Source organism: Bradyrhizobium sp. MI1.4 (assembly GCF_055811315.1).
Window position 1 is genome coordinate 1 of record NZ_JBVVPP010000076.1, and the last position, 26,558, is coordinate 26,558.

25 protein-coding genes and 2 pseudogenes are annotated in these 26,558 nt (G+C 59.6%); 7 read left to right on the plus strand and 20 right to left on the minus strand.

Going from position 1 to position 26,558, the window contains the following annotated elements; genetic code table 11:
- Positions 1–236 precede the first annotated feature (236 nt).
- Together AC0L23_RS37645 and AC0L23_RS37650 are read right to left on the minus strand one after the other, a co-directional pair.
- Positions 237–1,124, minus strand: a complete 888-nt coding sequence (locus AC0L23_RS37645; RefSeq protein WP_018460410.1) for a sigma-70 family RNA polymerase sigma factor — start codon at positions 1,122–1,124, stop codon at positions 237–239.
- Between the two features lie 20 nt (positions 1,125–1,144).
- Positions 1,145–1,453, minus strand: coding sequence for a hypothetical protein (locus AC0L23_RS37650; protein WP_377791638.1), 309 nt, complete (start codon positions 1,451–1,453; stop codon positions 1,145–1,147).
- A 198-nt stretch (positions 1,454–1,651) separates the two neighbouring features.
- Here AC0L23_RS37650 and AC0L23_RS37655 point away from each other — a divergent pair, with 198 nt between their 5' ends.
- Positions 1,652–3,058, plus strand: a complete 1,407-nt coding sequence (locus AC0L23_RS37655) for a DHA2 family efflux MFS transporter permease subunit (protein ID WP_377829585.1) — start codon at positions 1,652–1,654, stop codon at positions 3,056–3,058.
- A 1,190-nt stretch (positions 3,059–4,248) separates the two neighbouring features.
- Positions 4,249–4,629: a hypothetical protein gene (locus AC0L23_RS37660; RefSeq protein ID WP_456653689.1), complete on the plus strand. Its 381-nt coding sequence runs from the start codon at positions 4,249–4,251 to the stop codon at positions 4,627–4,629.
- 147 nt (positions 4,630–4,776) lie between these two features.
- Here the strand turns inward: AC0L23_RS37660 and AC0L23_RS37665 are convergent, their stop codons facing one another.
- The 5 genes from AC0L23_RS37665 to AC0L23_RS37685 are packed head-to-tail and all read right to left on the minus strand — an operon-like array spanning position 4,777 to position 9,400.
- On the minus strand, positions 4,777–5,448 hold the full coding sequence (locus AC0L23_RS37665; protein WP_018460415.1) for an ABC transporter ATP-binding protein: 672 nt from the start codon (positions 5,446–5,448) through the stop codon (positions 4,777–4,779).
- On the minus strand, positions 5,445–6,188 hold the full coding sequence (locus AC0L23_RS37670) for an ABC transporter ATP-binding protein (RefSeq protein ID WP_018460416.1): 744 nt from the start codon (positions 6,186–6,188) through the stop codon (positions 5,445–5,447). The genes AC0L23_RS37665 and AC0L23_RS37670 overlap by 4 nt, the downstream gene beginning before the upstream one ends.
- Positions 6,188–7,144, minus strand: coding sequence for a branched-chain amino acid ABC transporter permease (locus tag AC0L23_RS37675; protein ID WP_085359164.1), 957 nt, complete (start codon positions 7,142–7,144; stop codon positions 6,188–6,190). The genes AC0L23_RS37670 and AC0L23_RS37675 overlap by 1 nt, the downstream gene beginning before the upstream one ends.
- Positions 7,144–8,043, minus strand: coding sequence for a branched-chain amino acid ABC transporter permease (locus AC0L23_RS37680; protein WP_085350545.1), 900 nt, complete (start codon positions 8,041–8,043; stop codon positions 7,144–7,146). Before AC0L23_RS37680 ends, AC0L23_RS37675 begins: the two co-directional genes overlap by 1 nt.
- Positions 8,044–8,098: 55 nt before the next feature.
- Positions 8,099–9,400, minus strand: a complete 1,302-nt coding sequence (locus AC0L23_RS37685) for an ABC transporter substrate-binding protein (RefSeq protein ID WP_018460419.1) — start codon at positions 9,398–9,400, stop codon at positions 8,099–8,101.
- Between the two features lie 280 nt (positions 9,401–9,680).
- Between AC0L23_RS37685 and AC0L23_RS37690 the strand changes: the two are divergent.
- Together AC0L23_RS37690 and AC0L23_RS37695 are read left to right on the plus strand one after the other, a co-directional pair.
- Positions 9,681–10,717, plus strand: a pseudogene (locus tag AC0L23_RS37690) (IS256 family transposase); the annotation flags it as partial.
- A gap of 2,636 nt (positions 10,718–13,353) precedes the next feature.
- Positions 13,354–13,566, plus strand: coding sequence for a hypothetical protein (locus AC0L23_RS37695; RefSeq protein ID WP_473358224.1), 213 nt, complete (start codon positions 13,354–13,356; stop codon positions 13,564–13,566).
- An 810-nt stretch (positions 13,567–14,376) separates the two neighbouring features.
- Here the strand turns inward: AC0L23_RS37695 and AC0L23_RS37700 are convergent.
- On the minus strand, positions 14,377–14,559 hold the full coding sequence (locus tag AC0L23_RS37700) for a hypothetical protein (protein WP_473358225.1): 183 nt from the start codon (positions 14,557–14,559) through the stop codon (positions 14,377–14,379).
- Between the two features lie 243 nt (positions 14,560–14,802).
- On the opposite strand from AC0L23_RS37700, the gene AC0L23_RS37705 reads away from it, so the two are divergent.
- On the plus strand, positions 14,803–14,940 hold the full coding sequence (locus AC0L23_RS37705) for a DUF6894 family protein (RefSeq protein WP_473358226.1): 138 nt from the start codon (positions 14,803–14,805) through the stop codon (positions 14,938–14,940).
- 432 nt (positions 14,941–15,372) lie between these two features.
- Here the strand turns inward: AC0L23_RS37705 and AC0L23_RS37710 are convergent, their stop codons facing one another.
- From AC0L23_RS37710 to AC0L23_RS37720, 3 genes are all read right to left on the minus strand, one after another.
- Complete coding sequence (locus tag AC0L23_RS37710) at positions 15,373–15,582, minus strand: hypothetical protein (RefSeq protein WP_473358227.1); 210 nt, start codon at positions 15,580–15,582, stop codon at positions 15,373–15,375.
- A 353-nt stretch (positions 15,583–15,935) separates the two neighbouring features.
- Positions 15,936–16,250, minus strand: coding sequence for a hypothetical protein (locus tag AC0L23_RS37715; protein WP_473358228.1), 315 nt, complete (start codon positions 16,248–16,250; stop codon positions 15,936–15,938).
- Between the two features lie 393 nt (positions 16,251–16,643).
- A complete protein-coding gene (locus AC0L23_RS37720; protein WP_473358229.1) occupies positions 16,644–17,192 on the minus strand; it encodes a TetR-like C-terminal domain-containing protein in 549 nt (182 codons plus the stop codon).
- A gap of 413 nt (positions 17,193–17,605) precedes the next feature.
- Between AC0L23_RS37720 and AC0L23_RS37725 the strand changes: the two genes are divergently transcribed.
- A complete protein-coding gene (locus AC0L23_RS37725) occupies positions 17,606–18,511 on the plus strand; it encodes a helix-turn-helix domain-containing protein (protein ID WP_473358236.1) in 906 nt (301 codons plus the stop codon).
- 372 nt (positions 18,512–18,883) lie between these two features.
- On the opposite strand, the gene AC0L23_RS37730 is transcribed toward AC0L23_RS37725, so the two are convergent.
- From AC0L23_RS37730 to AC0L23_RS37765, 8 genes are all read right to left on the minus strand, one after another.
- Positions 18,884–19,162: a hypothetical protein gene (locus AC0L23_RS37730; protein ID WP_473358230.1), complete on the minus strand. Its 279-nt coding sequence runs from the start codon at positions 19,160–19,162 to the stop codon at positions 18,884–18,886.
- 373 nt (positions 19,163–19,535) lie between these two features.
- Entirely contained in the window at positions 19,536–19,700 is a 165-nt protein-coding gene (locus AC0L23_RS37735) for a hypothetical protein (RefSeq protein WP_473358231.1), read from the minus strand.
- A gap of 1,019 nt (positions 19,701–20,719) precedes the next feature.
- Positions 20,720–20,944: a hypothetical protein gene (locus AC0L23_RS37740; RefSeq protein WP_473358232.1), complete on the minus strand. Its 225-nt coding sequence runs from the start codon at positions 20,942–20,944 to the stop codon at positions 20,720–20,722.
- A gap of 2 nt (positions 20,945–20,946) precedes the next feature.
- A complete protein-coding gene (locus tag AC0L23_RS37745) occupies positions 20,947–21,168 on the minus strand; it encodes a hypothetical protein (RefSeq protein WP_473358233.1) in 222 nt (73 codons plus the stop codon).
- Positions 21,169–22,026: 858 nt separating this feature from the next.
- Complete coding sequence (locus AC0L23_RS37750) at positions 22,027–22,194, minus strand: hypothetical protein (protein WP_473358234.1); 168 nt, start codon at positions 22,192–22,194, stop codon at positions 22,027–22,029.
- Between the two features lie 55 nt (positions 22,195–22,249).
- Positions 22,250–22,564, minus strand: a complete 315-nt coding sequence (locus AC0L23_RS37755; RefSeq protein WP_473358235.1) for a response regulator — start codon at positions 22,562–22,564, stop codon at positions 22,250–22,252.
- A 730-nt stretch (positions 22,565–23,294) separates the two neighbouring features.
- The gene (locus AC0L23_RS37760; protein ID WP_354208784.1) at positions 23,295–23,507 is read right to left on the minus strand and encodes a DUF2934 domain-containing protein; all 213 of its coding nucleotides are present in this window, start codon (positions 23,505–23,507) and stop codon (positions 23,295–23,297) included.
- Positions 23,508–23,901: 394 nt separating this feature from the next.
- A complete protein-coding gene (locus tag AC0L23_RS37765; RefSeq protein WP_354208785.1) occupies positions 23,902–24,177 on the minus strand; it encodes a helix-turn-helix transcriptional regulator in 276 nt (91 codons plus the stop codon).
- A gap of 205 nt (positions 24,178–24,382) precedes the next feature.
- Between AC0L23_RS37765 and AC0L23_RS37770 the strand changes: the two are divergent.
- A pseudogene (locus AC0L23_RS37770) lies at positions 24,383–24,733 on the plus strand (response regulator); the annotation flags it as partial.
- Between the two features lie 152 nt (positions 24,734–24,885).
- Here the strand turns inward: AC0L23_RS37770 and AC0L23_RS37775 are convergent.
- The gene (locus tag AC0L23_RS37775; protein ID WP_473358237.1) at positions 24,886–26,442 is read right to left on the minus strand and encodes an ISL3 family transposase; all 1,557 of its coding nucleotides are present in this window, start codon (positions 26,440–26,442) and stop codon (positions 24,886–24,888) included.
- Between the last annotated feature and the right edge of the window lie 116 nt (positions 26,443–26,558).

Sequence of the window (26,558 nt, forward strand, 5' to 3'; positions counted from 1 at the left end):
CGCTGCCGCGTCCACCGCAAGCCCGGCTCGCGAACATGACGACCACAAGATCGCCCCTCAAGGATGAGCCGGGATGGACGACACATACGCTAAAACCGAATTTCGGTAAAGCGGGATATATTTGTGGAGAGGGGTTGACGGGATGGCGGGTGTTTTGCCCGACGGGCAGTCCTCCCATTCAACCTGCCACGGCCCTCTAGTCAAGCGACGCGCCTGCTCCGATGGAGAAGGCGAGTTCACCCTCTATCCACCACGCACTCCGCACCATCAATAACATAGGCTGCGTGACGAAAATCCCTGATGGTGGCGAGCTTGCCGGCGGACCAGTCGAGAAGCATGAAATATTTCGCCCGCCCGGCCGGCTTATTCGGATCGAACACGAGGATCGCGGGACGTCCCTCGACCTGCCCCGTCACCAGGTGCCAGTCGCTGTTCTTCGAATAATTGCCGAAATAGTTCGACACCTCGGCCTTGCCTTTCAGCCTGGTACGGTTGACGAGCTCGAGCCTGACGTCGTCGGCGATCATGGCGCGGATCGCGTCGAAGTCGCGGGCATTGAAATGGCCGACATAGGCGTTGAGTCGCGTGCGATCTGCTTCCGACAGGCCCGGCTGCGGCACATCGTCGGGCTCTCCGGCGAACTCCCGCAGCTGCGTGCGTCCGCGATGCAGCGCGGCCTTCACCGCCGGCAGGCTGAAATCCATGATGTCGCAGACCTCGGCAAGCGAGCAGCCGAGCACGTCCATCAGGATCACGCTGGAGCGCTGCGCCACCGGCAGCCGCATGAAGGTGCGAAGGCTGGTCGCGGCGATCTGGCGGCTTTCCACATCATCGAGCTGGTCGGCAATCATCTCCACCTCCTCAGCCGAGTGCAGCGCCTCCTGCCGGTTGCGGCGACGCAGGAAATCCAGCGCGGTGTTGTGCGCGATGCGAAACAGCCAGCCCTCCGTATTGACGGGCGTGACCGATTGCAGCGCTTCCATCGCCTTGATCAGCGCATCCTGCAACACATCCTCACCGTCGATGACCGAGCCGACCATGCGGGCGCAGTAGCGATGCAGTTTCGGCCGCATCCGCGCCAGCAGGGCCTCGGTATCGATGGTGGCCAGCGGGTCTGGCGCCATTGCTCCTCCGCTTCGCTTGTTCAGGACTCGTCCAGCATACGATAGTTGCCGACGATCCTCACATCACGAACCAGCGGCGGCTCCGCGCAGCGGTCGCGGATGCCGTCCTGGAACGTCTGAAATGCCTTGAGTTTCGGAATCGGGCTCGAGCCGTTTTCGGCGGCGGCCTCGACAAGATGGATGAAGGTGTCGTCCTCCAGCCGTAGCGTCAGGTAGCGCACGCCGTCCGGGCCGGCCGCCTTCAATTCGGCAAATACGGCCGAAACCAGCTCGGCATTCCGCTCGGCCAGCTCCGGCCTGGCCTTGTACCTGATCAACGTCCTTCTCATCGCGCGCTCCTTGCTGATGTCGCGACCTGGTTCGCTCAAAAATCGGGCAAATGGCCGCATCACCCCTAGGACGTTTGCCGGCAGGCGAAGGATGCGGCCCGGAACAAATTATTATTGGGCGCATCCTTTGCCGCTCAGCCCTCGTCTAGCCCGCAGAACGCGCCGCGACAGGCTGGCGCGACACACGGAGACAGGGCGATGCAGACCCCGATCAATCGCGCCGCGCAGAACTGGGTGCTCGGCGTCACCGCGCTGGCATCCTTCATGATGGCGCTCGATGCCATGATCATCACGACAGCATTCGCGACCATCCGCGCCGAATTCGGCAGCCCGGTCGAGACGCTGCAATGGACCGTCAACGCCTTCAATCTGACCTTTGCCGTGCTGCTCCTGACCGGCGCCGCACTCGGCGACCGCTTCGGTCGCCGCCGGATGTTCGCGGCCGGGCTCGCCCTGTTCGTCGTTGCATCGGCGGCCTGTGCGCTCGCAGGCAATGCCACCGCTCTGATCGCCGCCCGCGCGCTGCAGGGCGCCGGCGCCGCGCTGGTGATGCCGCTGGCAATGGCGATCCTGAGCGGCACGTTCGGCCGCGAGGAGCGCGCCCGCGCGCTCGGCATTTTCGCCAGCATCACCGGCTGCGCGCTGATCATCGGTCCCGCCATCGGCGGCTTCATTACCGAACATTTCGGCTGGCGCTGGGTGTTCTGGATCAACCTGCCGATCGGCCTGATCGCGATCGCCCTGGTACTGGCACGCTTGCGCGAAAGCTTCGGCCCGGCCGCCGCATTGGACATCCCCGGACTGGCGCTTGTCGCGCTTGCGGCGCTGGCGTGGGTGTGGAGTCTGTTGCGCGGCAACGCCGTGGGTTGGGCGAGCGCCGAAATCATGGCCGCGCTGATGGCAGGCCTGGTGTTCACAGCCGGCTTCGTTCTCTGGGAATTGCGCGCGACCGCGCCAATGGTGCCGATGCGGCTGTTTGCATCGCGGGCGCTTGCCTCCGGCATGTCCGCCAGCGTGCTGTTCTACGCCGCGATGTACGGCGTCTTGTTCCTGCTGCCGCAGTTCCTCCAGACCGCGCTGGGCTTCGACGCCTTCGGCGCCGGACTTCGCCTGCTGCCCTGGACCGCGACGCTGTTCGTCACCGCCCCGATCGCCGGCGCGGTCGTCAACAGGTTCGGCGAGCGGCCGCTAGTGGTGACGGGATTGCTGATGCAGGCGATCGGACTTGGCTGGATCGCGGAGCTCGTGAGCTCTGCGGTTACCTACTCCGCCCTGGTCGCGCCCCTGGTGCTGGCCGGCGTCGGCGTCTCGATGGCGATGCCGGCAGCACAGAACGCCATCCTGAGCTCGGTCGCGGTGGCCGAAATGGGCAAGGCGTCCGGCATCTTCAACATGGGCCGCTTCCTCGGCGGCATGTTCGGTATCGCCGCGCTGGTGGCGAACTTCTCGGCGCATGGCGGGGTCGATTCGGCCGCGCATTTCGAGAGCGGATTTGCCGCGGCGATGAGCCTCGCCGCGACGCTGTCACTGGCCGGCGCGATTGCGGGGTGTTTCCTGCCGGCACGGCGGCGGACCGCCGGAGCAGCCGCGCCGCAAGATGCGTGACACTGACAGCCGTCATCAAAGCCGGAGGCGAGATGATCGCTTCGCGACCAAGTGCTGGCCTTCAATGATCGGCTAGCAGGTAGAATACCGGTTGCAGTTTCGACCACGTCCGCCGCCGCGCCCAAGGCACTGTCAGGGCGCGGCCCGGCCTTGCGGACGATGCCGGCTGCGCGATCGGACTCGCGCTGGAGCTCTTCGCGGGTAACGATCCCGGTTGGCCCTGTGGCCGCGTCGACATCGACCGCGGCGACGCCCCCCGGCAGCGCCTTGACGTCGCTCCCCGATCACCTGCCCCGGCGAACAAGCGAATGCGCACGGGGCCGCGACGCCTTGGAGAAATTCTTTGGCTTGGCGAAGCCATCGGGACACGAAACCGAGAGATACTCGGTGATCTTCTCGGGCTCCAGGAGCCCGAGCTGGAACGAATGCGCAAAGACGGGGTCATCTAGCCCGTTGGGCAGCATCCTGTGACGATACCAACCGATTCTGCAGCAACGGTCCCCTGCGGCGACGGGACAGAAACAAAGGAAAGTCGCGCAGCAATCCGACCGCAAAACCTCCGACAACAAAACGTCGCACGAGACCCGTTTTGTTCTCGGCGACCCTTCTCGTTAGTTCTTGAAGAAGAAGGCTTATGCTTGGCGGGCGCACCAGGGCTCGAACCTGGGACCCGCAGGTTAAGAGTCTCATCTTTCACAATAACTTTCAGCTACTTAGCTGTAAAACGCCGTCACAACAGCACTATCGAAATCAACAGGTTACAGACGAAATGTAAATTGCTCGGCGGCGCCTTCTGTACCTGCGACCCCTGCGTCCCGGACGCAGTGAACATCTTCTAAGTTGTTGATCTTTCTCTCATCGGCAGGTGCTTCCGTCCCGTTTTGTTCACGCTAGTTTCACCCAATTCGTTGCGTTTCGTTGCGGCGGCGGCGAGGGATAACGGCGCTCGGCGCGTCAGTGGGATCTTGGACTTGCGGCGGAGCAGCCGAGGCCTGCGAGGGTAAGCGTATTAGATTATGCGGTGATCTGTCGGGGGTTCGAGTCACTAAGGTGCTACCGTCTTTCCCCACACCAACCAGACCTGCGATATCTGATCCGATCCTTCGCGTGAGGCAGTTCATGGGCCTCGCACGATGGTCTGCACGGGTTGAACCATAATGGGCACGCACAGCAAACGGTCGCTGCCGTAGATGCTCGACACCCGGGCGCCACCGAAGTGCCGCCTACCGCGCGACACACGACACAACGACCCGGCAGAAATTGAAGGTGAAGCGTCCGTAGAGAAAGCCGCTTCCTGGCTCCAGTGCAGCCAGGCGATACGAATTGCCGAGAGCGCGGATAATCTCGACCATTTCCATGAATTCATGGTGCGTCAGCGCCGGGTGACGAAGCATGACATCGCGACACTCTCGAATGACATCGTCGCGGGCAAGTTCGGCAAGCCCTCCGTCAGCAACGCACGTCATATGCGCAAGGCCGCCTCGGGGTTGTTCAACTGGGCGGCTGAAGCGGGCCGCGACTATGTGACGGCCAGCCCCTGCGGACAAACTAAAACACCTGCACTAAGCTGACGTGCCCGAAATCCAACGACGGACGATCTGAATCGCGACGATTACGAGGAACGGTCGAAACAGAGTGCCACGATCACGTGGCAGAGCGGACGCTGAATCGGTAAACCGCCGAGGTCTGCTTAGGCCGGCGGCTCCTCCACCGCGTCTTCAATTAGCTTGGCGGGCCTCGATCTCACCTCTTTCAATGGTGAGCGTCACGTCGGCAAAGGTTTCGAGCAGCTTTGGATTCGACTCGGTGATCAGCAGCGTAATGTCCTTATCCTGCAAACGAAGCCGCCGGAGTGCTTCCGCATATCGCTGCGCTAACACAGGCGCGAGACCCTGAAATGGCTCATCCAGGATAAGCAGCCGGGTACCAAGCATAAGCGCCCTCCCAAGCGCCACCATCTTGCCTTGGCCGCCCGAGACCGATCCCGCCGGACGTTTGGCAAGCTCTTTGAGTTCCGGCAGCACCGAATATGCTCGCTCCAGCCGCCGCCGCGTCTCGTCCGGATTCAGCTTGGCGACACGACCGGGAAGCAAAATATTTTCTTCGACGGTGAAGGCGGAAAACAGACGCCGGTCCTCAGGCGCGTAGCCAAGACCCAGCGACGGCCGGCGATGCGGCGCGATCGCTCCAAGATCTTCGCCGCCCAGACGAACGGTGCCGCTCGCTTTTGTGAAGCCCATGATAGTGCGCACGGTCGTGGTCTTGCCGGCGCCGTTTCGCCCGATAAGCGCTGCGCTCACACCCGGCAGCAGCGAGAAACTCACATTTCGCAACACAGGCGCGTCAGCAATCGCGACGTTGACATTCTCGAAACTCAGCATCGGTGTCATATCCCGATCACCTGTTCCCGGACCTTCGGGTCCGCCAGAACCTCAGCCGGCGTCCCAACCATCTGGATCTTGCCGACATTCCACACGGCGACGCGGTTGGCATAGCGCTCCACCATATCCATGTCGTGCTCGACGAAGACCGAGGTGACTTTCTCCTTTGCCAGCGCCGTGGTTAGAATGTCCATGATGGTGAGTTTCTCTGATGACGCGACGCCCGAAGTCGGCTCATCCATCAGGAGGAGCTTTGGCTTCAGCGCGAGCGCGAGTGCAATATCGACCAGCTTGCGTTGCCCCTCGGGCAGTTCGCGCGCCGTTCGTTCCGCATACGATTTGACACCGACGAGATCCAGCAGCCGCTTCATTTCCGGCACTTCCGGCATGAGAGAAAGAGCCTGGAAACCAGACGGACGGCCTCGCAGGGAGGCGGCCGCGATCAACATGTTCTCCATCACGGTCTGGTCGAGGAACAGCTGTGGTATCTGGAAGGCGCGGGCAATGCCGAGCCTGGTGATCGTACGTGGCAGCTGCGCGGTGATGTCGTGGCCGAGAAAGGTAACGGTGCCGGCTTGCGGCCGAAGATAACCGGTCGAGATATTGAGGAACGTCGTCTTGCCGGCCCCGTTCGGCCCGATGATGGCAAGGTTTTCGCCTTCCAGGACGTCGAGGTCGATGCCATCGGCGGCGATGACGCCGCCGAACCGGATCTTGATGTTCTTGGCAGAAAGCAGGACGTTGGCCATTAATGCCCTCCCCGCCCGGATTGACCGTAGCGCTGGCGGAGGCCGATAAGGCCGTTCGGCGCGTAAAGAATGATGACGACCAGCACGACGCCGAGAATGAGCTGCCAAGAATCCGCCAGATGCGCCGCGGCATAGAACCGTACGCATTCGAACATCGCCGCGCCTGCAAACGCACCGAAAGCATGGGCGCTGCCACCGAGGATCGCGATGAACACGAACTCGCCGGACTTGGTCCAGAAGCCGAATTCGGGGGTCGCGATCTGCTGAATGATCGATACCAGAGTGCCGCCTATGCCGCCGAGAAATGCGGAGAACACGTAGCCGATGAGCAGCACGCGCCGCGCCGACATGCCAAGATATTCGAGCCTGGTTTCGTTAGATTTCATTGCCCGCAACATGTGACCGAGCGGGCTGTCGAGATAGCGTTGCACGCCGTAGAAGGCAGCAATCGCGACCAAAAGGCTCACGTAGAGAATAACGTATTGGAACGTCTCCGGCGTGAACGAAAATCCAAACAAGCCAGGACGGGCGACCCGGATGCCGTCCGCGCCGTTAGTGTAGTGGAACATTTTCTCGAGCAGCGACCACAAGACCATGGAGAATGCCAGGTTCAGCATTCCAAAGAAAATTTCCCTGTAGCGAACCACGAACAGGCCGACGATCAGGCCAAAAACGGTAGAGGTTATGCCTCCCAGCGCGAGAAAGATCAGGATATCGCCGCCGCCGATGTACTTGCCCCAGAACGCCGCGGTATAGGCGCCGGTGGCGAAGAACATCGCGTGTCCGAACGATACTTGTCCCGCCTGCAGCAACAGGACGATGCCGAGCACCACGATGCCCTTGGCGAGGATGAGCGCGAATAACGTCGCCCAGCTCGCGACGAAGAGCGGCAGTACCGCGCTGGCCAGAAACAAGATGATTGCGACTGCCGTGATCGGCTTGATACGGCCCGCCATCAGATTTTTCTCATCTGCAACGTACCGAACAGTCCGAACGGGCGCACCAGAAGCACCAGTACCATCAGCAGATAGGGTACGAGAACTTCGAACTCCGGCTGCAGATAGATGACGAAGGCGCGGGTCAAACCGATCATAAGGGCCGTAAGGGCGGTGCCCTCGATCTGCCCCAGACCCGCAGTGGCTGCCACCGCGAACGAGAGCACGATCATGTCCGCGCCCATGCCGGGCACCAGCGACGTGGTCGGCGAAGCAAGCGCGCCGCCGAGCGCCGCCAGGCTCGCCCCGATGATGAACGTAATAGAGTAGACGCGTTGGGCGTCGATGCCGATGGCGGTTGACGCCTCCCGATCCTCGGTTACTGCTAGAATCACGGCTCCCGCAAGAGTTTTCCGCAAGAAGTAACGCAGTCCGAACAGCGTCGCGACTGCCACGCCTGGAAGCAGGATGACCTGGTAGGACGTATAGTTCACGCCGAATACGCTGATGTTCGGCAACAGCTTCAAGGGCTCAGCAGCGAAGATGGGCTGCACGCCCCAGATCAGACGCTGCAGATTGTCCATGATCATGAAGGCCGCGAAGGTGATCAGGAGCTGCAACACGTCGTCTCGTCCGTAAAGCGGCCGCAACAGGAAGCGCTCGATGAAACCGCCGCACACAAACCCTATGACGATGGAGGCAACCAGCAATGCGGGATAGGTAAGCCACGGCGACACCTGCGCAATCACGAGGCTCAACGTCGCGGCGAGATAGGCGCCAAAGGCATAAAGCGACCCGTGCGCGACATTCACCACGCGAAGCACACCGAAAATCAGGCTCAGCCCGACGGAAACCAGGAACACCAAGGCGGCGTAACTGATCCCGTCAAGGACGGCCAATATGGCGAGAGTCGAATTCATGGAGACCTTCAGGAAAGCCGTCCTGCGGTTTTTGCCCGGAGGACGATGATCTGGCCTACTGCTTGAAGGTCGGAACGTCCATTTTAACGAATTCCGGCTTGAGCGTCTTCAGCCACTCGACCGAGCGCACGCCCGCCGGATTGGTGATCACCTTCGGATCAAAGATCATCATGTTGTCGAGCAGTTTGAAGTCATAGCCCGGGAAAGACTTGGTGACGCCGACGAGCTGCGCTTCCAGACCTTGGTTGTCCTCGGGCCTCAGCGTGATCGGCCGGCCGAAACCGGTCGCGAACTCGGTGCCGGAGGTTGCGTCTACGACCTGCTCCCGTGTCGGCCAGTTGCCGCCATTGGCCTTGATCGCCTTGTCATAGGCAGCTTGCAGCGCCGTGAAAGCCTGCGCCATGTGGTAGACGGGGTAAATCGGCCAGGCGCCGGTCTTTGCCTTGAATGCCTCGGCAAACGCCTTGAAGGCCGGATCGTTCTTCTTTTCAGGATGCAGGAACCAATGATCGCCACGCGCGCCGACGATCAGGCCTTCCGGCAGATCCTTGCCCAGTCGCTGGATCGAGGATTCGCCGATGCCCAACACGAAGGTCGACTGTTGCAGCAGGCCGCGTTGACCGGCCTGACGGACCAGCGTGTCGAGATCGCCGCCCCAGGAGGTGGTTAGAACGACATCCGGCCGCAATGCCAGTAAGCGCGAAACTTCGGTGGAATAGTCCGGCGCACCGAACTTCGGAAAAAGCTCCGCCAACACCTGAACGTCGGGCTTCAGCGCCTTCAATGCGGTGGAGAAGATCTCCCAGCTTTCGCGGCCCCACGCGTAGTCCTGATTGACGACCGCGATGGTCTTGAAGTCGGGCTTTGTCTTAAGGAGATAGACGAGCACCGCCAGCATCTCCGGCGTGCCGTTAGCCTGCGTGCGGAAATTGTAGCGATATTTCTTCGTCTCCAGAATAGAAGCCGCACCGCAATCCCACATAAAGTTCATGACTTTGAGGTCTTCGGCGACCGGGACAAGCTGATTGCAGCTGCCCGAGGAGATGGAGGCGAAAGTCACGTCGACCTTTTCGTCTTGCACCATGCGCCGGTAGTTCGAGACCAATGCCTCGCCGCCGGCGCCTTCATCGATGAAAGACAGTTTTACCGGTACACCGCCGATTCCGCCCTTCTTGTTGAGGTCTTCTGCAATCATCTCGGCCGCGGCCTTTGCCGGTACGCCGAATACGGAAGCCGGTCCCGACAGGAAAGTGGTGATACCGATCTTGATTTCCGGCGGCTTGCTCTGCGCAAGCGCAGCGCCCGTAAAAGCTGTGATGACTAGACCGGCTGCAACTGCGGCTTTCAGCAAAAGCATTTGAATCTCCCCATTTTTAACTTGCGTTGCCCGGGCGGCCATCGCGATTTTTCTTGCCGCGACGCTACTTATAATTCTGAAATATTGCCAGCACTTACTAGTTGCTGGGGTCGTGTCCCCGGTGGTGGTGTAGCTCGGTAGAGCAAAGCCGCCCGGATGCGCGCCTTCAAATAGCGCCGTAGCGGGCGGGCGGCTTTGCGGTGGTCACCGGCAGTTCTCCGGTAGGATCGGGTTGCGACACGCCAACGCAACCGAGGAACCACCGATGACCGAAGACATGATGAACCTGCGCACGCTCGTAGAGAAGACCCCCGACGCCGATCTGCTGCGCGAGATGATCGGCTTTGCCGCCCAGCGCCTGATGGAGCTGGAAGTGGAAGGCCAGACCGGGGCGGCCTACGAAGAGAACAGCCCCGAACGCCTGGCCCAGCGCAACGGCTACCGCGACCGGATCTGGGAGACCCGCGCCGGCGCGGTTGAGCTGCACATTCCCAAGCTGCGCGAGGGCTCCTACTTCCCGGGCTTCCTGGAGCCGCGACGCCTGGCCGAGAAGGCGCTCACCGCCGTGGTTCAGGAAGCCTATGTGCAGGGCGTCTCGACCCGCTCGGTGGACGACCTCGTCCAGGCCATGGGCATGACCGGCATCTCCAAGAGCGAGGTCAGCCGGCTGTGCGGCGAGATCGATGACAAGGTGAAGGCCTTCCTCGCCCGTCCGATCGAGGGCGACTGGCCGTATCTGTGGATCGACGCCACCTACGTGAAGGTGCGCCAGAATGGCCGCATCGTCTCAGTCGCGGTGATCGTCGCGGTCGGCGTCAATAGCGACGGCCGACGCGAGGTCCTGGGCATGGACAGCGGCCCTTCCGAGGCCGAGACGTTCTGGACGGCGTTCCTGCGCAAGCTCGCCCGCCGCGGCCTGCGCGGCGTCAAGCTGGTCGTGTCCGACGCCCACGAAGGCATCAAGCCCACCGTGGCCAAGGTGCTCGATGCCAGCTGGCAGCGTTGCCGCGTCCACTTCATGCGCAACGCGCTGGCGCATGCCGGCAAGAGCGGGCGGCGCGTCGTCTCCGCCTTCATCGCCACCGCCTTTGCCCAGGACGACGCCGAGGCCGCGCGAACCCAGTGGCGCAAGGTCGCCGACCAGCTCCGCCCCAAGCTGCCCAAACTTGTCGGCTTCCTCGACGAGGCCGAGACCGATGTGCTCGCCTACATGACCTTTCCGCACAGCATCGGACCAAGCCGCACTCGACCAACCCGATCGAGCGTCTCAACGGCGAGATCAAACGGCGGACCGAGGTGGTCGGCATCTTCCCCAACGATGACGCCATCACTCGCCTCATCGGCGCGATCCTGCTCGAACAGAATGATGAATGGGCCGTCCAGCGTGCCCGCTACATGACACTGGAAACCATCCCGCCGTTGAGCGATGATCCGAGCGTCAGCATCACGGCTATCGTCAGCTGACCAGCCCGGCTCTCTCCAGCCGGCGAACGCGGTGACCCGCCGCCAGCTACACCACGCCACGGGACACGATCGGTGCTGGTGGGAAGGGCTTCCGCGGCTCGACAGTATATAATGAGATTGGTTCAGTATGCTCATGAACCTTACCGACCGTCCCACTTGCCCCCACTCGGAGCGGTTATCGACTGCGAAGCGTGAATGCGCGCTTGGCTACGTATGCCTCTGGAGAGAGAAGTGATGAATTTAAAGGGTGTGGTTGCACTCGCTTTCAAAGCGAACGCGCTGTCGCATCACCACTGTCCCCTGTGAGCCCTGCCGCGCATGCGATAGCAATCGTTCGACAGAGCCGTTTAGCAATTTCGAGTTCCGTTTTCCGCTTCTGCAGAATAGCTATCGCCATCGCAGAGCCAATAGTCGTCGAGCGGTTTGAAACCGTCAAAATTCACTGCCACCCCCACTGTCCAGTGGTGATCGAACCGGTCTCTGCCAATCGTCTCCACGGAAAAAGGTAATTTCTGCGGTTTGGGCTGGAGACTTTCGACGACTTCTCGCCAAGGTTGCCGGTTTCAGAGGAGCAGAGACTTTAGAGAGCCGCACAAAAATCCCGTAAAATGCGGCACTTTCAGCCAATACGGTCCCACTCTCTATAATTGAGTGACTGCTTGGCCGCGGCGGGAGGGATCGAACCTCCGAATGGCGGAATCAAAATCGCCGATGCACAAATCGGTCTATCGGCGCTTCGAGACGGGATCGGTTCTCCTCTATGACCGGCTTATTGGCCAGACAACATAAGAGTTCACATCGACTTCAAGCACTATTTCGGTGGAGGCGCTGCGCAGCTGCCCAATGCGTCGCTGATGAAATTGAACAGAAGTGGAAAAATGCCGGCTATGTCGGGCGGCTCTGATCTACATACAACATCAAGGAAGTGGTTCTGCCGGACGGCCTTCGAGTCGCCTTGGCCTCCGTCGAGACGGACAGAGTAGATCACAATGCCGAGAGTGGACTCGCCGGCTGGCCGTCAAGATCACCGTTTGAAAAACCGTTTTAGTCCGTCGGTCTCAAACGGTTTCTCTTGCTAAGGTCTTGATTTATTTGGTGGGCGCACCAGGGCTCGAACCTGGGACCCGCTGATTAAGAGTCTCATATTTCACAAGAATTTTCAGCTACTTAGCTGTAAAATGCCGCCACAACAGCACTATCGAAATCAATAGGTTACAGACGAAATGTAAATTGCTCGGCCGCGCCTTCAGTGCCCGCGACCCCTGGAGGCAACCTGCCGCCGAAGTCTGGCGGTGCGAAAGCGTTCCCGCCCACGGACGTTGCGAGCCTATCGCGCACCGCAGCTATCAGTTCAATCTGCGCAGCAGCTTTCTGTAATCGCCCGGCAGTCGGTGATGTACTGCTTGATCAATTGGCGACGTTCTGCAGGCGACCTATAACTGGCTGTAGCGGTCGACCGCTTGCCACGATTCGGTGCGTCGGTCCGCTTGCCGTTGGACGGCTTAGCTCGGGTCATCTGAGATCATCACGGGTGCCGCAGTCACCGCGTATTGATCTCCGGCAAGGTAACGCACCCGTGAATGAACGAAGCTCAGCTAAGGCGCTGGGGCCTCTGGGCGAGTTCGGCAGTCAGTCCGAAGCACACGTTGTGCTGCGGTCGATACCGGCGCTCCTTGGCTTCGACAAGCAAGAGCCGGGTGGTTTCACGGGTCTTAGTAGCGTCCTTGATCGCCCTTTGAGCGCGATACAGTAGTTCTTCTGTTTGTTCGCTGAATGGTTGCGACACGAGACGCTCCCTGCTCAAAGGCGGGAGCGCGGTCGCGTCTCTCAGTCACCGGCGCCTTGGATCGTTGGCCGGTGATAACGACCTAACGTATCATGAGCCCGGCGGGTCCTATTCAGGCGCTTGCAGGCCGGGAGACGCCAGCCACTCGCTCATGTGCGAGCCAGTTTCAGCTTGTCGGGCTTTTCGGATCAGTGCCTCGCGGGCTGCGCCCGGCGGAAGTTCGTTGGCTTTCTCGCGAAGTCGCTTCGCTTCCTCGGTAAGCCGCATTTCGAGTGGAGTGGATTGAACGATTCTGCGTCGTGGCACCATGGTCATACTCCGCGCAAAGAACTCGCGCGTAACGTACAATGATGGTTCCGGGTTCCCGCGATCAGGCAGCTGTGATCGTCAGGCGGCGTGGTAAGGGAAGAGGCGAAGCTGGTCATAAACGACTACGCCGATAGGACTTACTCTTTGTTCTCGGTCCAGGTTTGTGCACCGCATTCGCACTTGAACATGCGCACTATTTTACCGTTTTGCGGGTTTAGCATTCTCAACACCGATCTTGGCTTCCTGCCGCACTCACCGCAGGGCTTTGCCGGGTTAGGATCAAAGCTCGAAAAAACTTCGTTCTTGAAGTCACGTTCCACTACTATCACCACGCCGTTGAGCGACACTAAGTACCAATGACACTAAGTACCATAGTGCACACTCGTTCCAAATGATGACCCCAGAAGAATATCTCAAACTGGCGGAGCGATGCCGGATCGCGCTGGAGACGGTAAAGGATGCATTCGCACGCCAGCACCTCGAAAGCATGGATCGGAGCTACCGGACGTTGGCTGATAGCGAACGAGCGCTCCGGAAGTCTGGCTGGCTCGCCGACGCGCTGGCCCTGCGCGCGGTCGACAGCGACGATGAAGCGGGCCGCCCTTGAGGGCTTCATCAGCGCCAACGGGACCACCGGGAATTGACTCGCGATTAAGACTCCATTCGGCGCATACTCGTTCCATCATCGGCATCCGCACCGAGGCATTACCGGTGACTGAGAGTGTTGGGCTCCCGCCTTGAGGGAAGCACCCATGACCCAATCTGAACACCTGCCGCCCACCTTTGCACCCATCGCATTGCAGCGCCCCGCCTGTCCGAGGTGCAAATCTTCGATGATGCTGGTCGGTATCGAGCTAGAACGCCCAGGTGGACTTGCATACGTTCCAGTGCGCCGTCTGTAATCACGTACTTACGACCCTTGCCGCGTGCGAAGATCCTATGCATTCCAAAGTGGGCCGATGCCTTCAAGGCGATTTGCCTCCGCCGAAGTAGGTGCTGCGTGGATGAAGCTGCCGCTTTGCTGGTGGTAATCGCGCGAGCGGCGGACGGACTGGGACCAATGTCTTTGTTCTATAGCGTTGAGATCGGGATTCGTGAGCAACGCCCGTGCCAACCGATATCGGAGATTAGCCCTCGCTTCTGGCGACAAGGCTGACGCTGACCTGCTTCTTAAGCTCGCAGATGAATGCGATCGAGGGATTCTCTGCACCGCTGAATGGCGCTTAGCTCGCCTATCCTACACAAGCGCGCAATCACCAAATGCGGCCGACGAAAGGTTGCACTTTTTTGCGTGGGAACCATTAAATGATGGTCGTTGAAAATGGTTTCTTATCCCAGCCGAAGGTGCGGGCGCGCAAATTCAGCGTAAGGGGTGAGCTTATCGGTTGGTGGTCCGTTTACCTGACCGGGCCTCCAATTACCGCTGATGGCTTAAACCAAATCCCAAGACGAGCGCCTTCTGACGAAGCGCGCCCTCAGTGCGCTTCATCTGCTTTGCAATCTTCGCAACGGGAGTGCGATCCTTTGAGTGCTTTTTAAGTGCTCGCAGATCAGCGGATGTCCACTCGCGACGAACAGTTTTCTTCGCCTTTTTGGCCACTCGGTGACTCCATGAATTTGTTAGGAGCGCGATCTAACAACATGGCGCGTAGTGCGCAACCATGCCGCCGTTGAACTTCACCGGCTGGCAAAATTCGAAATGTCGCCGTGTTATTTCACAACGATCACGGTAACCGCGGGTCGCTCGCTAGCGCCGCTGGCGCACGACCCTGTCGTTTTTGACAGGTACGGGCCGTCCTGACATGGGGGCATGATCGCGGCTAAAGGACGAGGGCCGCGGCTTATGCGACGTTACTACTTCCCGATTTTCCACAAGGGCGAGACACAGGCCGACGATGTGGGGGCGCTATTTCGCTCAGCTGAAGTAGCTGTCCAATACGGCGCCCGTGTCGCTCGGGATATCGCTCGTGATCGTGGTTGATGCCACCGGCGCCGAGATGGCGCGGCATAGGGTTGCTAGTTTTGCAACCACTGTCTAGCGGGAGGCGTCGAGCGTTGCAGTCAGTGACGGCGATACGAGGAGGGCGCGCGATGACCTACGCCAAGCCAGACGGAGATACGACCGAGAGGGCGCTGTGAATTACGGGACAATCTACACCCCAGGGGCCGATCTGCGGTCTAGTAATGCCAAGCTCTTCTCTTCGAATCACTTTTAGACGGTGCCAGCATGCCCAAACTAAATCCATTTCGCCCAGGAAGCGTCATATCGCCGGGAATGTTTGTCGGCCGCATCGAAGAAATAGAACTGGTCGAGCAATCCCTATTACGAACTCGATAGGCCAATCCCCAGCATTTTATCATCGAAGGAGAGCGAGGGATCGGGAAATCATCGCTTTGTCTTTGGGTGGACTACTTAGCGCGAGGAGACATCACCTATGATGGAACGAATAGGTTGAGCTTCGTTGTCGTAAACACAGATCTTCACGCCGCGATGGCCTACGACGATATTGTTGATGCGATCATGGCTGAGCTCAAGCGGCAGCTCATCTTCGACCAAAATTATCGATGCTTGGCTGCCCACCGCAGGCAACTCAGTTGCCGGACATCGGCGTTGAGCCGACATTCAATAGCTGTGACACGGCTGTCACGATTTGCGCGGGCGCGAATGGCTTCCGAAGAAGGACGCTATTCGGAACACCCAGGATGGGCCGCTCGTCTGCAGCGGCGCCAGGAAACTTTGGATCGACTTCACGGGCCGCGCGCGCGACCTCCCAACCATTGAACCGGCCCAGCAAGTTGATGTCGGCGATGAGGGCGCTATACCGAGCCTGACGACCCCTCAGCAGAGTGACGGCTTCCTCGCCGGTTCGCGCTGTGGCCGGCTCGAAGCCGCACTCGTTCAACACGTCTGCGACCACACCCTGAACCGCTCGTGCACAGTGGAGGAAAGTTCCGCCTCGAGCTAAAAATACACCATCAGACAGGCGCATGCGGTCCCGGCTTTTTGGACCCTTTCGCCTTGTGCCGCAGGAAAATGACTGAGATTTGTTCGCCGTTCACTCGATCGAGCTGACACCGGCGATAGGCCAACCCGGTCGAGGAAAGCAGCAAAAAGAACTCCGAGAGTGCCAACCCTTCGATTGAAGTATCAACTTGGAGTGTCGCGCCCGCCTCTGACACATCCTTGATGATACACGCACGGCGCCAAGTACCGTCGATCGCCATCATATGGGCGGGTAGCGCATGCTCGAAGGTCACGCGACGTCCCTCCAGTTCCGTTTCTTTTGTCATTGCCGGCACTCAGATCGTTTTCGTTTCGTAATATGAAATCGGTCAACAGATGGGTAACCGTTCTTGGGCAGCCGAAATTGGAAAACTCCTGTTGTTGATTTCGTCGGGGGGCATGCGCAATCGCTCGCTGCCTTTCTTGACTGCCACGTCCCTTTATGATCGCGCCTGCCAAAGCTTCCAGACGTCCACCGCGTGCCGCAAGCGCCGCATGACGTTCTCCAGCGCGGCCAAGTGGATAGGCTTTTCGCAAGAATGAAATCGATCTCGGCGTTGAGATCAAACAATTGACTCTGGCAGCGCTGGATTTCGGCCTTAAGCATTGCATAATCGTCCATGATCAGAGCGGCTCCAGAGGACCAGTCGGTTTTCCCAAGGCCAACATCGGAAGCGGCCTCATCCGCTTGACGCTTTATTGAGTGCTGGAAGACCACAAATGAACACGTCTACTGCCCTCTCGTAAGTTTCGGTGTAAGAATAGGTAATCAAGAACGAGTCCATCACTTCATGGATGACGAAACCTCGCACTAGACTTCTTAGGATGTGCAGTGCCTCATCTGCAGCGCGACCACTCAATCCGCATTCTGCAAAAAGGCTGATCATGAACCGGCGAAGTTGCTCGTGAGCTTCACGCCATTCGGGACTATCCGTCGTCGGGCTCCGAAACGTTGCTGCCGACAGACCCGGCCTTGCAAGCGCGTACTCACGCATGGCATGGGCCACTGATCTCAAGGCTTCATATGCAGTCTTGCCTTGTCGGGCGGTTTGGGCCATCTGGAGCAGTTCGCGATAGCCCTTCACGGCTAAGAATCGGCGCATTTCAGGCAAGGTACGCCGATGCTCGCCGCTGGAGATTATTAGCTCGTCAGCTAAATCATCGGCGATTTTTTTGTCCCATGAGTTCGATAGAAGTTCATCTATTGAGTGCTCGGAGTCAGCGTTCATTTCGGCTCGAGTTATTGTTGGAGGCAAGAAAGGCTACGACTGGTAGTCGGCGACCATTGAGGATGCCGTTTCTCCAGCCCGACCGCATCGCCGAACGGCTCGCTCTGGCGCGGTTACTCTTCGAATTAGGTCGGCACCAACGTCGGATGCGTCGATCACGAGCCGCTTCGCAGCCGAGGCACTGTCAACCGATGCGCGCAGTAGACGGATCAGTTCCAGCCTCACCTCGCTCTTTTTGATGGTGACAAGCCAGACAAACGGAGAAACACTGGGGCTGATCATATGAGTAATGCGCTTGCCCTGATCGGCTTACCAAGCACGGATACTCGGCTTTTTTCGCAGGGGACAACTTGAAGACCATCTTTTCGACTCGCCATGTGCATCCGCGTGACCGATTCGACTGCTGGCATTCGGTGGCATGCAAAAACCTTGTCGATCACACTTCCCGACCGAAATCTCGATCTGGATTTGAAGCCGAGATAGAAGCGGGATCAATCGGCAGCATAGGTCTGGTCCTATTTCAGAACTCGCCGATGCAGGTCCTGCATACGGCGCTCCAGGTTGCGCGCTTGGAATCCGACGACGTTTTCATCTGCCGCCAGACAAGAGGAGCTGTCTTAATCGAACAGGATGGCCGTACTGCGCGCCTCGAAGCCGGTGATGTGACACTCGTAGACCCCACAATGCCTTACCAGGCAACATTTGGAACGGACTCGAAGACGCTTGTCCTTAAAGCTGGACGTCGGGACCTAGAAGCACGCCTCGGAAGAGCCAGGGATGCAACGGCTCGCTTAATAAGGCCAGTCGGAGAGCATACCCTCACATCATCGGTGTCAGCGATGCTTCCCTCCCTTGCAGCAAACACGGACTTCTCTGTCATGAGCGACGTTGTCGCAAATCATGCGCTGGACTTGGTAGCCATTTCACTCGCCAAGACCATGCAGTCGCTTGTTGCCAAGGTCCGTGTTTCTGAGTGTAAAGCGCTCGTGCTGTCTACAGTGAGGGCGGCCATAGAAGCGAGATTGGCGAACCCCGATCTCGATGCAGCTTCTATTGCTTGCGCTGCTGGAGTAAGCGTCCGATATGCAAACGCAGTGCTTGCCGAGCAAGACACCTCCATTATGCGACTGATCCAGGCTAGGCGGCTAGCGCGCTGTCGGTCCGCCTTAGAAGATCCCATTCAAGCACATCGGATGATTAGCGAGATCGCCTACGGTTGGGGGTTCTCCGACATGACCCATTTTGGAAGGCGGTTCAAGAAAGCCTACGGGATGTCACCGAGCGAATTTCGCCGTTCCATTCCTGTTGCCGGTGATTAGAGCCGAGATGCCCTGTGCATCGCTGTGTCGACTTGCGAAAGCTCGTAAGCCATGGAACTGATAAGTACGCGGATGAGGTGATCTCACCTTCTTCTCTGGTCGTTGTATTATTCCAACGAATGCGGAAGTTCGTCCGTTACGTTGAAGTGCACAGGCCATTCAAGCCGTCTCGTGGTTTAAGTCTGTCAGCATACCGAGCGGTCCCAGAGGGAAGGATTCTGTTCCGGCATGCTAGGGGCTCGGGCGAACCCTCCCCGGGCTCCGCCCTTGAGGAAAGGCCGTCTCATTGGGCGGCCGCAGCCAACTTGCGGAGGAAACGTTGACGACCTGTTCCCGGCGCGCTCGGTGCCGGATCCACGTCGGCCTCGAAGATCAGTTCGCGCGCCGAGCTTGCGACAGCTTAATGGTCCGGGACACAATCCGATCGTAGGCTTCGAGCGCAGCGTCGGTCGCCAGCTTTGTCATTTCTCGATAAGTGGCTTCGTTCGACTGAGTGAAGCGGTTACGGATAGCTTCGGCGAGCTCTTCCTCGGTTACAGCCGACCGCTTGGACACAGTGCGCCCGGTGAGCTGCGCGAACAGGTTAAGGCGATACACGTCAGTCGCGAGCCGCCAGGCCCACTCTTCGAGATGTAGATGTTCTACCGTCATCGTCCAGAGCTTCGCGGCGGAAGGGAAAGCTGCAATCAGCTAACCCAAGGTTTTGGTCGACGCGCGGGTGCATCCGAGGCCAAGATCAGATGCTCCGAAGGTTCACCAATGAACTGCGCCGCCTGCGAAGACACTGGCTGGGTATGCGAAGCCCACCCCGGCCGCTCTTGGGATGGTCCACACGCCTGCGGCTGCGGCGCGGCCGGCGACCCTTGCCCACGCTGCAATGCTTCCTCGGAAGCCGACCGACCACGACCGCCAGCGGGCTTTCGGTTCAGCTTCGGCCTATTGGCGGATTTGGCCCGATTCTTCCGGAAGAGATAGGCGGAGTCTCTGAGGTCACTTACGCCGGCAAGGGCGTGGTGAGCGTCGTCTAGCTTCGCTCGCTATTCCGCGCAGCTAATTCGTGGTCCAGCTCCTTCAAGCGAACGATCAGATTTTCCACGATCTCCATGTAATCGGAATGTCCCAATGATTGCACGCCGCGCGCTGTTAGCTCGCGCTCCAACATAGCCGCCATGATGACTTGGATGCTCACAGATCCTCCCGCCGAAATCATTGCTCCCTCGAGGCTCAACGAAACCTCACATCGGCCGTCCCGGACAAAAATAGAAATTCGTTCTTAAATCTCGCCGATGTTACGACAGTAGAACACCCCGTTCCGAAAATGGACTCCGGACAACTACCCGAATCCGAGGTCTAGGTGTTGTCCCCCAAATGCGAAAATGGCACCGCTCTCTTTCCAGCCCCCATGCTCCCGATGGAGGTTCCGGCTCGGGTTTCGCGTGAGATTTTGAGCCGGCGCTCCCCTAGTCAGCGCAAAAAACGGCCCCAACGGCGGCTGGCGTGAAGCAGGGAGCTTCGATTTTGTTGGGTTGTCGCGAACACGCGCAAAGGCCGCTGCATTGGCGCAGCGGCCATCCGGGAAGAATGGTTTCGGAATAAAATTACCAGCCCCGGCGCGCCTCGAGTGTGGCGACTTGCTGTCAGCAATTGGAGTCCAAAAACATGTTCCGCATAACGGAACAATTGTGACGTTGCTCTCACGCAACAGCCGCGCCGCGCTATGAACGAAGAACCGCTCAATCACCTTGCGGGCTGCGGCTTGTGGATCGGCAAAAGGGCGTTGGACCAAAACCTCCTTGGCCTGACTTGCCCGCGACTGTGAAATTTTTCTAAGCCAACAATCCCTCAACTACACGCTGGCCTCTCGGTATGCTTCCGTCAGCGAACAAGCGCTCATCGACGAAAGATCTCCATAGTTCATCTCGTTGTATGCCTCGCGATCGTGGCTCTATCTGCTTGACCAACATCCTCGATAGCAACGCGGCCTTCGAGAATATTGAGTAACAGCCACCCCATTACTCCGTCTCAAATGGTCAGCGCCACTATGCTAACGATCTTGCTGCTGACCGCCGTGCTTCGGAGTCGGCGCCTGACGCACTTCCGACGAAGATGTCAGATCATCATCAATTCCATCCTCGAAGTAGCGCCGATCGCGATCCTCCTGGAGACCTCGCCCATCGAGGTCATGTCGCAGGAGACGACGGCGCGCCGTCACACTGTTCGGGAGTTTCCGATGTCGAACGCGCCGAGACGATATTCTTCGCCAACTGACTGCTCATCGGCCGTTTGCGTGATCAAAGTAAACGTCGCGTCCGGATAGCGTATCCAGACATCGAGGTCGTCAGGCGTGACGGTGAGATATCCGAAAAAGCACTCATAGCGACCCGGCTCCGTCACCCGACCGATTTTTTCCCAATTGATCTTGTTAACGCGCATCGCTAGCTCCACTCGTTCTCAGGCACCGAACCGGGCGGAGGTTTAAGTTCTTCGAGGCCCGCTTCGATCACAGCCAGTTCGTCCTGATTCGCCCTGACCGCGTTTTCGGGGTTGATGCCTGATACCGCCTGCAATTCAGCCAGCACCTTGCGCCGATGCGCCAGCAAATCCGTCAGCGCGCGACGGTCCCGCACCTTCACGTAGCTAGCGACGATCAATTCCATGGCCTGTGACACGTTCGTCGATTCCCACCGGTTTGCGCCTATCTAGGGCGGCTAAGTTCTGTCAGGCCGGCTTCGGTCAAACGATATTCGACACCTTTGTCGGTTAAGCGTCGCTCCATCCATCCGTTTCGTAGAAGGACGAGCTTTGTTCCGGGGTGATCGGTAAGTTTCGAAGAAGACACCCAATCGCGGTTACGAAGAGCATCAAGCATTTGCCGGTGATGCTGATTGAAAGACGGCCTGCGCCTTTCCAACTGACCGATGTCTTGACCTATCGTTTCAAGCGGGTGTTCGGCTTCCATGGCCGTTTGTTGCCATCGCATGGTTTACGATTAGTTACGGATCGGGAACAACCGGCAATCTTTTCTAAATGGTTCGTGCATACTGTTTTGCGGCATGGATCACGAGGGCGCATCTGATTGGTTCGTTCCGGCTCTTAGGCGCAGCTACGCTCGTCTGGCAGCGTGGATGACGCGCGGTAGTCGCGTGCCAGAGACCAGCCGATTGCCGGCGCCGCCGCGCTCGGAGCAGCCAACTCGGTTTCCCGACCCACCGCGGCGCCCGGCGCCGCCGCGCATTTAGGGGTTGGGGGCGTCGCGCATGACGAACAATCGCACAGCGATGCGTCCGTGGTTGCCGGACGCGTCCCACCTTCGCCCTAGACGACGCAGACAGCATGAAATGGCCGGCGGGCATCACTGCCGCCGGCCATCGCTCGCGCCACCGTGGCTGGGGGCTAATCGGCAGCGCGACCGCAAGGCTGCCGAATGCCGATTAACAATCCATTAACCAATTCTGGCAGGCTCTGGCTATTTCGCGGGCAATAGCGAGGCGGCCTGCGCTGGACAAGCCGGCGTCTCAGACTTCAACGCGCTGCATTCGCGCAAGCACGACGACGAGGTGCAGCTCTACGCATTCGACGTCCTCGCGCTCGGCGGCGAGGATCTGCGGCAGCTGCCGCTGAGCATGCGCAAGACCAATCTGGGGCGGCTGCTGCGCGGCCGGCCGGACGGCATGTTGTCGCACCGTTCGAGCCAGGCGAGATCGGAGCCGAGCTGTTCGGCCCCGCCGCCGAATGGGGCTAGGCTCCCTGTTCGGACAAGATCGCATCGATAGTCCGCTTTAGCATTTCGAGTTCGCACGGCTTGCGCAGCACTGGCCTGCCCTTGAATTGATCAGGGACGCCGCCGGACCCGTAACCGCTCAGGAAAAAGAACGGCAGCCCGCGAGCCTCGATTGCTTCGGCGATTGGCTGCACGTTTAAGCCGTGGAGATTTATGTCGAGAATGGGCAGATCGTATTCCCCGGTTGCGGCAAGGGACCGTGCCTCGTCCACGTGCCCCGCCTCCGCAACAACGCGGTACCCAAGCTCCTCGACGATTTCGACGAGCATCATTCGAATGATGGCCAGGCGCCACTCGGATGCAAACTCGTCGGCATGGTCAGGGGAACGAAAATTTGGGCCGGCGATTGTGCAGCGCCCTCAGATCTCAGGGGCAGCGCACCAGCCCCTGAATCCACGGCGCCAGCAGAACAGCCCGGAGCGCCCGCTAAACAATAGCGGCTACAATTCCGTTCCCTCCGCGGCGGCTGGGCGAACTTGCCATAGTTTATTCTGAGGACGATAATCGACGTCGAAAAAGGTAACTGGCTCTCGCTTCCGGCAGCTCATTTCTGTGGAGGCTGCGATGCTCGCGTTGGAATTGCCGCATTGGTTGATGGTAGCCGGCAGCGCGCTGGTCGTGGCTGGACTTATCGGCCTAGGGCTTAGCCGAAACAAACAAGTTGAAGGCGACCCCGTTATACTTCCCGGGGACCTAAGTTCATGGCGATCTGAAAGGGCGGATACATCGGTGCCCCCGGGCACCTAGGGATTTCGGCTAAACTCCATGGTGAGGCGACCAATCGGGAAAGCGGTTGCCTATGCGATGAAATTTTCCGCTTCGGCGCCTGGGGGCCCTCGTTGCCGACTGCTATCTCGAGTGTACCCACTTTCGGGTCATGTGTCGGTCTCCGCCAGTAGCGCGATGTTGCTCCACCCAAGAAGGCCAGGTCCGACCATCGGACCAACTGAGTTCGCGTTTTCTTTGGTTCGGCACCGGACGCGCTAAAAGACGCGATGCGCGCTAGGCAGCTCGCCGCTTTTTCCGTGGAGCGCTCGCCTTGGTCTTCAACTTGCTAGTCCCGGCATTGGATACACGAGCGACGCCTCCGAGTGCAGCCGCGAGAACCTCGCGCTGAGCGGCGAGCCAATGCATCTCGGCTTTACCGTGCTCACAGCCGTTTTCAATCCACAGCTGGTAGGCGCGCTCGCGAATCTTTTGTTCCAGATCAGACATGGTGCTCCTCCGATTTCGGAGCGGCATCCTGGCGGTAGGCGGTTAACAAGATTTCAAGCGAACGCGGTTCCGTTCAGCGGCTATCTAGCTCGCGCTCTGTCGGCCGACCATGATCAGAAGGCCGCCCATTTGCGGCAATAGCACCAGCAAGATCAAGCGGAGCATGGCGAAGTCCTCAGACGATGGCCGGACGGCGCCAAGGGAAACCCAAGCAGCAAGCCTAGTAGCGGCGTCCGATTGGGGATCGGACAGCTGCTCGACAGTACCCTGCAAGCTTGCCAAGAGGCCGCTCAATCGAGATAGGACGGGCGGCGGAGACGCTGCACGGCGAGGACCGCCAGACCGAGCGCGCGCTCTCGGCGAGCCGCCATTTGGGCCGCCGCCGTAGGCTTCTTCAACCGCGCCTTCGGCCGCTTCTTCCGAACCTTGATGGGGGCGGGTAGGCAACGCGGCGCGCGCCGATCTTCTTGGCCTTGGGACCTTCGCCACGCGAGCGCCAACGCTCGAGCGTGCGTTCGCTCAAACGCAGAACCTCAGCGGCCTCGTTCTCGCGCAGCAGGGTTTTGCAGCAAAGACGGTTGAACGATCGGAGGAGCGCTTCGGTATCAAGCCAGAACGACTTGTCTGGGATACCCCTTAGGGGAGCGGCTCCGATGCTGAACTGGCGCAACTGGTCCCAACCAGACCGGTACAGCCGAGATTTAGTGCCGGTTTGGCCGAGCGACCCGCTCGCATTAGGCCTACCGTGCTTTCACTAGGCGGAAGTTCAAGGCCTGCACAAGCTGCATTTCCGAAGGAAGAAACCGCGAATGACGGAACTCCGACGCAGTGCCCCGAGCCAAAGCTAGTCCCCTATTGCTCTTACGCGCAGACCTATGACCGCGCCTGTCCTACCGACAGGCGGGCGCATCCTCGTGCTCGACGACGAGGCCGGTATACGGCAAACAATCTCGGTTATCCTATCTAGCGCCGGGTTCGAAGTGATTTGTTGCGCGGATGTGCAAACCTTACTTACCCTCGTGCGTCAGCGTGCCCCTAGATGCATTCTGCTTGATCAGGTATTGCCGGCAAGTTCCGGCATAGAGGTATTGAAGGAACTGCGACGCGACGGCTGCGCTGCCCCTGTGCTAATAATCTCAGGGAAGGCTGACGTCGCGACGGCAGTCCAGGCGCTCAAGCAGGGTGCGAACGACTTCGTCGAGAAACCCTTTCGCGGACCAGATTTGATCGCGCGGGTGAACGCGGCCTTAAACGATGCCGAGCGGCGGTATTCAGCGCACGATGGACCGGTCGTCACATGCCATTTCCCCGGCCGGGCACCGCTGACTGTCATTCGGCTTGCAATATTGGCTCTGACGCAATTTTGGTGCAGCACTGGTCATGTGGCACCGATTAGCCGAGCCTGCAGCAAGTCGAGCTTGGCGCGTCCGTACATTTGGCGCTTCACCAGTTTAAGCTTGGTGATCTGGCCCTCGGTCTGTCCGTTGGACCAGGACGTTGTGATCGCTGCGCTGACGGCGGCCTTGTCCTTGATGACGCCGTTGGCGAAAGACATGACGAGGCTTGCGCGTGCCCGTTCCAACCATGGTTCGAGCTCTATGTGAGCCTTCTTGCGGATCATCGCATGGAAAGCGGCTATGATCTCTCGAGCTTCCACCAGAAGAGGAACGCCTTGCTCGATCGCCGCAATGGTGACGGTCTCTGACCTTGATAGTGTATCGCGGCCATTGGTCATCAGGCGGGCGATAGTTCTCGCGGACGGTACGCGCTGCAGGCTCTGAGCATCGGGCATTTCGGCACGCCGACGGCGTGTCGCCCATTCGGTAACGACTCGCACCGAGCCTCTAAATCCCTGCGCCTTGAGGCAACGCCACAGGTCGGCGCCATTACAATGACCAGCGGCCCACTGAACATCGAGCCATGGCAGGTAGTGCTCGAGCGAGCTCTCGCGCACCCTGAACACGTCGGATCGCTGACCTCGCAATACCCTGCGGATGAGGCCCCGGCTATGGCCGGTGAGCCGTACGATCTCCTTTATGGAGACGCCCGTCTCAGCCTGTTTGAGGATTGTCGCGTTGGTGTCTTCTCGCCGAAGATAACCCTCATATTGAATGCGCTCGGCGGCGGTCAATAAGTTGGGATTTATGGTGGCGGAGCCGACCGCGATGCGGACCTGGCGCATGGATTTGCGAACCGCATCCAGGAAGGCGTGGCTGGCGTTCTCCATGAGGTGCCAACGGTCGGCGACCTGGGTGGCGTGCGGGAGTGCCTTGGCCGCAGCAAGGGCGTAACCGCCGCCGCGGTCGCGCGCGACCACAGCGATCTGTGGTTGCCCCGCGAGCCAGGCCTGCGCAGTGGCTGGCTCTCTGTCGGGTAAGAGAGTGATCGGTCGTCGCCGCTCGAGGTCGCAGATGATAGTTCCATACCGCTGATTGCGCCGCCAGGCCCAATCGTCGATGCCGATAACGCTCGGCGCAGCAAAGGGTGGACACCCGCGCCTTCTAACCACCCGAAGCAACGTGTCGTTGCTCACGGGCAGCATAAGTCGACGGGCAAAACTCGCCGCTGGGCGGCCACCCAAGGCGAGGCCAAGGTGATGGACGATCAGATCGAGCCGGGTCGTTCGCCGCGCCCACGGTGCTAGAGCGCCGTCATCGAAGCGCTCGGTGAAAATACGCCGACCGCAGCGAGCAGTAACGCAGCGGAAGCGGCGCGCCACGACCACCAAGCGAACCTGCCGCCCCGCAAGCGGCAGATCGGTTAGGCGCCGCTGATATCGGCTATGGATCCGCCCAGAACTGGTCCCGCATCCGGGACAGAGACTCGTCCCGCTCGTGGGACGCACGGTGATCACGGTCGTAGCGCCATCACAAAAGGCGCTTTCCACGTCAAACCCGTGAGGGACCAGAGCCGACGGACGTAGGGCTCGCTGCATCATATTGATTCCTTTGTGAAACCAACACGAGCCGGCGCTTGAACTTCATCAAAAGTGATGGTGTGGAACGGCCCTTCGAACCGGCATCAAAACTGCCTAACGTGGTCGCGTAGAGA

Excerpts from the sequence above, each read along its gene's own strand:
- AC0L23_RS37775 (WP_473358237.1), bottom strand. The coding sequence starts at position 26,442 with ATGCAGCGAGCCCTACGTCCGTCGGCTCTGGTCCCTCACGGGTTTGAC.
- AC0L23_RS37680 (WP_085350545.1), bottom strand. The coding sequence starts at position 8,043 with ATGAATTCGACTCTCGCCATATTGGCCGTCCTTGACGGGATCAGTTAC.
- AC0L23_RS37760 (WP_354208784.1), bottom strand. The coding sequence starts at position 23,507 with ATGTCTGATCTGGAACAAAAGATTCGCGAGCGCGCCTACCAGCTGTGG.
- AC0L23_RS37670 (WP_018460416.1), bottom strand. The coding sequence starts at position 6,188 with ATGGCCAACGTCCTGCTTTCTGCCAAGAACATCAAGATCCGGTTCGGC.
- AC0L23_RS37715 (WP_473358228.1), bottom strand. The coding sequence starts at position 16,250 with ATGACAAAAGAAACGGAACTGGAGGGACGTCGCGTGACCTTCGAGCAT.
- AC0L23_RS37675 (WP_085359164.1), bottom strand. The coding sequence starts at position 7,144 with ATGGCGGGCCGTATCAAGCCGATCACGGCAGTCGCAATCATCTTGTTT.
- AC0L23_RS37720 (WP_473358229.1), bottom strand. The coding sequence starts at position 17,192 with ATGAACGCTGACTCCGAGCACTCAATAGATGAACTTCTATCGAACTCA.
- AC0L23_RS37695 (WP_473358224.1), top strand. The coding sequence starts at position 13,354 with ATGACCCCAGAAGAATATCTCAAACTGGCGGAGCGATGCCGGATCGCG.
- AC0L23_RS37685 (WP_018460419.1), bottom strand. The coding sequence starts at position 9,400 with ATGCTTTTGCTGAAAGCCGCAGTTGCAGCCGGTCTAGTCATCACAGCT.
- AC0L23_RS37655 (WP_377829585.1), top strand. The coding sequence starts at position 1,652 with ATGCAGACCCCGATCAATCGCGCCGCGCAGAACTGGGTGCTCGGCGTC.
- AC0L23_RS37705 (WP_473358226.1), top strand. The coding sequence starts at position 14,803 with ATGCGACGTTACTACTTCCCGATTTTCCACAAGGGCGAGACACAGGCC.
- AC0L23_RS37745 (WP_473358233.1), bottom strand. The coding sequence starts at position 21,168 with ATGGAATTGATCGTCGCTAGCTACGTGAAGGTGCGGGACCGTCGCGCG.
- AC0L23_RS37660 (WP_456653689.1), top strand. The coding sequence starts at position 4,249 with ATGCTCGACACCCGGGCGCCACCGAAGTGCCGCCTACCGCGCGACACA.
- AC0L23_RS37740 (WP_473358232.1), bottom strand. The coding sequence starts at position 20,944 with ATGCGCGTTAACAAGATCAATTGGGAAAAAATCGGTCGGGTGACGGAG.
- AC0L23_RS37755 (WP_473358235.1), bottom strand. The coding sequence starts at position 22,564 with ATGATGCTCGTCGAAATCGTCGAGGAGCTTGGGTACCGCGTTGTTGCG.
- AC0L23_RS37665 (WP_018460415.1), bottom strand. The coding sequence starts at position 5,448 with ATGACACCGATGCTGAGTTTCGAGAATGTCAACGTCGCGATTGCTGAC.
- AC0L23_RS37730 (WP_473358230.1), bottom strand. The coding sequence starts at position 19,162 with ATGACGGTAGAACATCTACATCTCGAAGAGTGGGCCTGGCGGCTCGCG.
- AC0L23_RS37710 (WP_473358227.1), bottom strand. The coding sequence starts at position 15,582 with ATGTCGGCTCAACGCCGATGTCCGGCAACTGAGTTGCCTGCGGTGGGC.
- AC0L23_RS37650 (WP_377791638.1), bottom strand. The coding sequence starts at position 1,453 with ATGAGAAGGACGTTGATCAGGTACAAGGCCAGGCCGGAGCTGGCCGAG.
- AC0L23_RS37645 (WP_018460410.1), bottom strand. The coding sequence starts at position 1,124 with ATGGCGCCAGACCCGCTGGCCACCATCGATACCGAGGCCCTGCTGGCG.